This is a genomic window from Pseudomonas sp. P5_B2 (assembly GCF_056400445.1).
The window spans coordinates 1-6,818 of the sequence record NZ_JBFULH010000222.1; the positions used below are offsets into that span (position 1 = coordinate 1).

A 6,818-nucleotide genomic window follows, 5' to 3' on the forward strand; every position below is an offset into this window, starting at 1 on the left:
CACCTGAGTCATTAAGCAGCCACAAAAAAAACCGCAGCGATGCGGTTTTTTTGTACCCGATCATTCCCACGCTCTGCGCGGGAATGCCGCCATGGACGCTCTGCGTCCACTGTGACGCGGAGCGTCACGGGATGCGTTCCCACGCGGAGCGTAGGAACGATCAGTGCGGTGTTGTTGCTTAAACGAACATCGACAGCAGCAGGATAAAGCCCAGCGCAACCACGGACAGGATGGTTTCCATCGCGGTCCAGGTCTTGAAGGTTTCCGCCACGGTCATGTTGAAGTACTGCTTCACCAGCCAGAAACCCGCGTCGTTGACGTGAGACAGGACCAACGAACCGGCACCGGTGGCCAACACCAGCAGCTCACGGTTAACACCCGGAATCATCCCCACCACCGGCACCACAATGCCCGCGCCGGTAATGGTCGCCACAGTGGCCGAACCCGTTGCCACGCGAATCACCGCCGCCACCAGCCACGCCAACAGAATCGGCGAGATCTGTGCGTTCACCGCCATGTGGCCGATCACGTCACCCACGCCGCTGGTCACCAGCATCTGCTTGAAGCCACCACCGGCACCGATGATCAGAATGATCGCGGCAGTCGGCGCGAGGCTCGCATCGAGCCATTTCAGAATGCGTTTCGAATCGACACCCTGACGGTGACCGAAGGTGTAAAGCGACAGCAGCAGTGCCAACAGCAACGCTGCGATCGGGTGACCGATCAGGTCCATGAAGGAGCGTACGAAATTGCCTTCCGGCAGCACCACGTCGGCAAAGGTCTTGAGCAACATCAGGAGCACCGGCAGCAGCACAGTGATCAGCGTGATACCGAAGCTTGGCAGGGTTGCCGTTTCAGGCTCGTGCGCCAGTTGATCCACCAGCTCCTGATTAGGGTGACCGGGGATGTACTTGGCAATGAACGTACCGAAAATCGGGCCGGCAATAATGGCCGTCGGCAGCGCGACAATCAGACCGTACAGGATGGTTTTACCAATGTCGGCACCGAAAATGCCGATGGCCAGCAACGGACCCGGGTGCGGCGGAACCAGACCGTGCACGGCGGACAAACCGGCCAGCAACGGGATACCGATCTTGATGATCGACACACCCGTGCGGCGCGCCACGATGAACACCAGCGGAATCAGCAACACAAAGCCGATTTCGAAGAACAGCGGAATGCCGACCAGGAAGGCCGCGAACATCATCGCCCACTGCACTTTATCCTTGCCGAACGCGCGAATCAGGGTCTGGGCAATCTGATCTGCCCCGCCCGACTCGGCCATCATTTTGCCAAGCATGGTGCCCAACGCCAGGATGATCCCGACAAAACCAAGTACCCCACCGAAGCCGTCCTGGAACGCCTTGATGATGGTGCCGACTGGCATGCCGGAGGTCAGCCCGAGAAAGGCTGCAGCAATGATCAGGGCAATAAACGGGTGGAACTTGAACTTGGTGATCAGGACGATAAGCCCGATCACCGTGACCACTGCATCGAGCAGCAGGAACGTCTCGTGGGACATGCCAAACATTAGGGGTGTCTCCTGGTTGTTGTTGTTATTAAAGCGGGTAATTCGAAAGCCATCAGGACAGCGCTATCTTTTTCGGCAAAACTCATACGGCGTGCTTCAGGCCGTGTGCCTGCCACCAGATATGCGCCTGCGATGCCAGTTGCTCGACGCTGAAGGTCGATGCATTCAGCGCCAGGGTCAACGGCTCGCCAACGGGGGATTCAAGCGTGGCGAACTGGCTGTCGATCAGGGTCGATGGCATGAAGTGGCCCGGCCGATGCGACACGCGCTCGGCGGCGACTTCAGGAGTCAGTTCAAGAAACACGAAGCCCAGGCCCGGCAAGGCGCTGCGCAACACTTCGCGATAGCTGTGTTTGAGGGCCGAGCAAGTCAGCACCGGGCGTTCGCCCTTGGCGTCAACGCGGCGCAGTTCGTCGCACAGGCTGTCGAGCCAGCCGGCACGGTCCTGGTCGTTCAGGGGGATACCCGCGCTCATCTTTTCGATATTGGCGGCAGGGTGGAAAGTATCGCCTTCAATGGCAGTGGCGCCGCTGAGCTGGCACAAGGCCTCGCTAACGCATGTCTTGCCGCAACCGGCAACACCCATGATGACCASGGCGGTGATGGGATGATTCATGTAACACCTCAGCGCGCAGACAGCGCTACCTTTGCCAGCTATGACACTAGATCAAAAGTAGAAGTTGCCGACGCCTTCTTGTCATTTTTGTGGGTTGCAGCATGTTTGCTCCCAATGCCGAAAAGCGAGGTTCAGGCAAAACTCGCTTACGCATTTGCAGCTGCTTCGGGACAGCGCTACCTTAGTGCCTTGAATTTTGTTTGGCAAGCCGCCCGATGACCTCTCCTAAAAACGATAAAAATACACGCACCACTGGCCGTCCCACGTTGAACGAAGTTGCACGCCTGGCCGGTGTCAGCCCGATCACTGCATCTCGCGCCCTGCGCGGTGTCAGTACCGTGGCCACGGAACTGGTGGAAAAAGTCCAGAAAGCCGCGCTTGAACTCAACTATGTGGTCAACCCCGCTGCCCGCGCGTTGGCCTCGGCGCAGAGCCATTCAGTGGTGGTGCTGGTGCCGTCGCTGTCCAACTTGTTGTTCATCGACACGCTGGAAGCCATTCATCAGGTGCTTCGCCCCAAGGGCTTCGAAGTGCTGATCGGCAACTTCCACTACTCACGCGATGAAGAAGAAAACCTGTTGCGCAACTACATGGCGTATCAGCCTCGCGGTTTGCTGCTGACCGGTTTCGACCGCACGGAAAGCTCGCGGCGGATGATCGAAGCCAGCAATATCCCGTGTGTGTACATGATGGAACTGGACAGTGCGGCGGGCGTGAATTGCGTGGGTTTCTCGCAATTGGCCGCCGGTGAAACAGCGGCTGAACATTTACTGTCACGCGGTCGCAAACGCCTGGCCTACATCGGCGCGCAACTGGACCAGCGCACTTTGCTGCGCGGCGAAGGTTTTCGCAAAGCCCTGCAAAAGGCCGGTTTGTATGACCCGGACCTTGAGGTGCTGACGCCGCGCGCCTCCTCCGTCGGACTGGGCGCAGAGTTGTTTGTGCAGCTGCTCGCCAGTCACCCCGATGTCGATGCAATTTTTTTCGGCAACGACGACTTGGCCCAGGGCGCGCTGCTCGAAGCCATGCGCTGCGGGATCAAGATCCCGGAACAAGTGGCGATCCTCGGCTTTAACGACCTGCCCGCTTCGGCCCACATGGTGCCGCGCCTGAGCAGCATCAACACCCCGCGCGAGGCCATCGGCCGACGTTCGGCGGAGTTGATGTTGACGTTGCTGGCCGGCAACTCAGTGGCCAAACCGGTGCAGGACATGGGGTTTGAATTGAAAATCCGGGAAAGCACCTGAGTAAATGCTTCCCTGTGGCGAGGGGGCTTGCCCCCGTTCGGCTGCGCAGCAGTCGTAAATAGAAGTCGCGGCGACTGATTCTAGGGCTGCTTCACAACCCAACGGGGGCAAGCCCCCTCGCCACAGGTATTCACCCGTTCGATATCGTCACCCGCACCGTCAAGCGGCGCATCGACCATGCCATGGGTTTTCAACTAACCTTGATAGTGTTCCTCATCCTGTTGATCGCTTGGTGGTTGGATATAACTCAATGACACACGCACTGAAAATTCTCGGCAAAGCATCGTCCATCAACGTCAGAAAGGTCCTGTGGACCTGTGAGGAACTGGATGTTCCTTATGAACGCGAGGACTGGGGCAGCGGTTATGCGTCAACCCACGCGCCGGAGTTTCTCAGACTCAACCCCAATGCGCAGGTGCCGGTGATCATCGATGACGCCGGCGTGTTGTGGGAGTCCAACACCATCTGCCGCTACCTGGCCGGCAAACACCAAAACACTGATCTGTTGCCGCACGAACCGGCGGCGCGTGCGCGGGTGGAACAGTGGATGGATTGGCAGGCCACCGAGCTCAATCCCTCCTGGAGCTACGCGTTTACCGCATTGGTGCGAAAGGATCCGGAGTTTCAGGACGAGCATCGGATTGCTGTCGGCATACGCGGCTGGAACCAGAAAATGGCCATCCTCGAACATCAACTCGCGACCACCAAAGCCTATGTCGCCGGGCCTCACTTTACGCTCGCTGACATTGTCGTCGGGCTGTCGGTCAACCGCTGGCTGATGACTCCCATGGAGCGGCCTGACTTTCCCGCCATCGACGAATATTTCCAACGCCTGGCACAACGTCCGGGCTTTCTGAAACACGGCTGTAACGGCCTGGCATGAGTGCGCGGCGGTGGAGCCGCCGCCGACACACTACAAGCTCGCACTCACCTTGCTAGCCACCTCCCCCGGCACCCAAGCCTTCCACACCTGCGGCTGCTCCCGTAAGAATGCCTGAGCCACCTCACGCGGTTGCAGGCGTTTTTCGCTCATCTGCCCCAGTGTCTGGTTCAGCAGATCGATCGGCAAATCGACCTTTTCAAAAAACGCCACCAGGTCCGGGTACTGCGCCTTGAACGGCGCCGACACGCCAATGGCCAGTTTGGCCGGCATCGAGCGGGTGCCCTTGGGGTTCGGATTATTCGTATCGGCCAGGGTTTTCCAGGCTTCAGCGTCGAAGGGCGGCTCTTCAAGTTTCACCAGTTTGAAACGGCCCAGCAGCGGCGTCGGCGACCAGTAATAGAACAGCACCGGTTTGCCACGCCGGATYGATGAAGCAACCTCGGCATCCAGTGCCGCGCCGGAGCCAGTGCGGAAATTGACGTAGCTGGCGGTCAGATCGTAAGCCTTGAGTTTCTGACTATTGACGATCTCCGACGTCCAGCCAGTGGGGCTATTCAGGAAGCGGCCGCGGCTCGGGTCTTCCGGGTCGCGAAACACGTCCTTGTACTTGGCCAGATCAGCGACAGATTTCAACTCCGGAGCCAGCGGCTTGATGCCTCGTTCCGGGTCGCCCTTGATCACGTATTCCGGCACCCACCAGCCTTCGGTGGCGCCTTTGACCGTATCGCCCAGACCAAACACCTTGCCCTCGGCAGACGCCTTGACCCACGCAGGACTGCGTCCGGCCCACTCTTCGCCGATCACCTGAATGTCGTTTTTGGCCAGCGCCGCTTCTAGGCTGACGGTGCTGCCCGGCAACGTGTCGGTCGGGTAGCCATAGCCTTTCTCGACGATCAGCCGCAGGATTTCGGTGATCAGGCTACCGCTCTCCCAGGTGATGTCGCCGAAGTGAATGGGCGCGACTTTATCTGCTGCCGGAACCTGGCTAGCCACCAGGCTGAGCGCCAGCAGCGAACTGCCGAGCAGGGTTTTGATCGATCTCATGCGGACCTCCAGGTCAAGGGTTGGTTGGCGCTGTGTTGGGCGCACAGTGCTTGGGAGCGGGTCACGTAAACGCTGACCGAACGCTGGGAAATGCCCAGTTCGGCGGCAATTTGCGGATAGGTGAGGCCGTCGACGCGCGACAGCAGGAACGTTGCCCTGACCTTTTCCGGCATTCGCTTGAGGGTGCGGTCCAGGCTGTTCAGGGTTTGCGATAGCTGAAGCAATTTTTCAGGTGATGGCCCGTCCGCCAGGTCAGCCTGTGGCAGTCGTTCGAGGTGCTGGCGTTCCAGATCGCGGCGGCGCCACAGCTCATAAACCCGTCGGCGAGCGATGGTGATGAGCAACGCGCGCGGCTCGCGAATGGGTGTCAGGTTTGGGGAGTCGAGCAATTGCACGAAAGTGTCGACGGCGATGTCTTCGACATTGGCGCTGGCGCCCAGCTGCTGGCGCAAGCTCGCGCACAGCCAGGGGTAATGAGCGAAAAACAATCCGCCCACGTGGTTGCGATGGGACAGGTCGGTGCCGGACATAGAGGCTCCAAGGGTTAGGGGTCGCTGAATGTCCGGTGATCCGGTGGCGCGATCCTAACAAGGAGCCTTATTCTTTAATAATATTTAAAAAGCATTTTTATATTCGATCTGGAAATTTCAACGCAAACGTCCGTAGCCCTGGGCTTGAGCTTCCTGCTGATAGTCGAGGACGACCTGATAGTCGGTTTCACGGGCACGCAGCACCTCTTTCAGCCGGAGAATTTCCGCGACGTCAGGCAGTTCGCTCAAGGTCTGATTCATCACCTGCCGCAGGTTCTCAGCCTGTTCACGGGAAGTCCCGGCGGCTGAGATGTACGGCAAGGTCGGACTGAGCGCACTGCGGGCAATGACTTGCAGGCCGGCGACTTCTTCACCGGCATGTTGCGCCAGATAAGCAAAGGTCACGCTGTCAATGGCCGCCAGATCCGCTTGATGCTCACGCAGCCAGCGCAGGCTTTCCCGGTGGCTGCCGCTGACGGCGACACTGGCAAAGAACTGACCGTCGCGATGCAGCGGCGCCAGTCGATGTCGCAGCAGGTTCATGCCGCTGTTGGAGTCTTCGCCATTGATCACGCCACGGCTGTCGCGAAACTCCGGCAAGGTGCGCCGAGGATCATCGGCGCGACTCAACAGCAGGCTGCAATGGCTACCACCGGTGCTGTCCGGCAGTTCATAACGAGGCCGCCCGATTACCCGCACCTGACCGCGTAATGCCGTCATCAGCGGGTAGCCGCAGGTTTGGGTCAGCAGCAGATGCGGCGAGAGCCAGAGGTCGGTCAGTGACAGGCCTTTGGCATCAAGACGATCGCTGCCAAGCCGTTCGAGAATGCGCGTCAGCCAGCGTTCGTTGGCTTGGCGGATCGGCTCTGGGGCGACATACATCAGCAGTTCGGCAAGGTGATGGGTCATCAAAAATCTTCCCGGCGAAAAATTTCCACTGTGGGAGCGAGCCTGCTCGCGATGGCGG

General features: G+C 59.3%; 7 protein-coding genes and 1 pseudogene. 3 read left to right on the top strand and 5 right to left on the bottom strand.

The genetic code is table 11. The features are described from left to right. Nucleotides 1-178: 178 nt before the first annotated feature. On the bottom strand, nt 179-1,531 hold the full coding sequence (locus AC1DRJ_RS16515) for a GntP family permease (protein ID WP_477803093.1): 1,353 nt from the start codon (nt 1,529-1,531) through the stop codon (nt 179-181). Between the two features lie 82 nt (nt 1,532-1,613). Beyond that, the gene (locus tag AC1DRJ_RS16520) at nt 1,614-2,147 is read right to left on the bottom strand and encodes a gluconokinase (protein ID WP_477803094.1); all 534 of its coding nucleotides are present in this window, start codon (nt 2,145-2,147) and stop codon (nt 1,614-1,616) included. Between the two features lie 215 nt (nt 2,148-2,362). On the opposite strand from AC1DRJ_RS16520, the gene gntR reads away from it, so the two are divergent. From gntR to AC1DRJ_RS16535, 3 genes and pseudogenes are all read left to right on the top strand, one after another. Further along, entirely contained in the window at nt 2,363-3,394 is a 1,032-nt protein-coding gene (gntR, locus tag AC1DRJ_RS16525; protein ID WP_477803095.1) for an HTH-type transcriptional regulator GntR, read from the top strand. Between the two features lie 152 nt (nt 3,395-3,546). Continuing rightward, a pseudogene (locus tag AC1DRJ_RS16530) lies at nt 3,547-3,642 on the top strand (chlorhexidine efflux transporter); the annotation flags it as partial. Between the two features lie 2 nt (nt 3,643-3,644). After that, entirely contained in the window at nt 3,645-4,277 is a 633-nt protein-coding gene (locus AC1DRJ_RS16535; RefSeq protein WP_223519437.1) for a glutathione S-transferase family protein, read from the top strand. 30 nt (nt 4,278-4,307) lie between these two features. Here AC1DRJ_RS16535 and AC1DRJ_RS16540 read toward each other — a convergent pair whose 3' ends face one another. From AC1DRJ_RS16540 to AC1DRJ_RS16550, 3 genes are all read right to left on the bottom strand, one after another. After that, a complete protein-coding gene (locus AC1DRJ_RS16540) occupies nt 4,308-5,321 on the bottom strand; it encodes an ABC transporter substrate-binding protein (RefSeq protein WP_477803096.1) in 1,014 nt (337 codons plus the stop codon). Next, nucleotides 5,318-5,851 carry a sigma-70 family RNA polymerase sigma factor gene (locus AC1DRJ_RS16545; RefSeq protein WP_477803097.1) on the bottom strand — a complete coding sequence of 178 codons (534 nt, stop codon included), beginning with the start codon at nt 5,849-5,851 and terminating at the stop codon, nt 5,318-5,320. The genes AC1DRJ_RS16540 and AC1DRJ_RS16545 overlap by 4 nt, the downstream gene beginning before the upstream one ends. A gap of 117 nt (nt 5,852-5,968) precedes the next feature. Beyond that, complete coding sequence (locus tag AC1DRJ_RS16550; protein ID WP_477803098.1) at nt 5,969-6,760, bottom strand: phosphate/phosphite/phosphonate ABC transporter substrate-binding protein; 792 nt, start codon at nt 6,758-6,760, stop codon at nt 5,969-5,971. Nucleotides 6,761-6,818: the final 58 nt, after the last annotated feature.

Bases quoted from the DNA above. Each gene is read 5' to 3' on its own strand.
- AC1DRJ_RS16515 (WP_477803093.1), bottom strand. From the start codon at position 1,531: ATGTTTGGCATGTCCCACGAGACGTTCCTGCTGCTCGATGCAGTGGTC.
- gntR (WP_477803095.1), top strand. From the start codon at position 2,363: ATGACCTCTCCTAAAAACGATAAAAATACACGCACCACTGGCCGTCCC.
- AC1DRJ_RS16535 (WP_223519437.1), top strand. From the start codon at position 3,645: ATGACACACGCACTGAAAATTCTCGGCAAAGCATCGTCCATCAACGTC.
- AC1DRJ_RS16545 (WP_477803097.1), bottom strand. From the start codon at position 5,851: ATGTCCGGCACCGACCTGTCCCATCGCAACCACGTGGGCGGATTGTTT.
- AC1DRJ_RS16550 (WP_477803098.1), bottom strand. From the start codon at position 6,760: ATGACCCATCACCTTGCCGAACTGCTGATGTATGTCGCCCCAGAGCCG.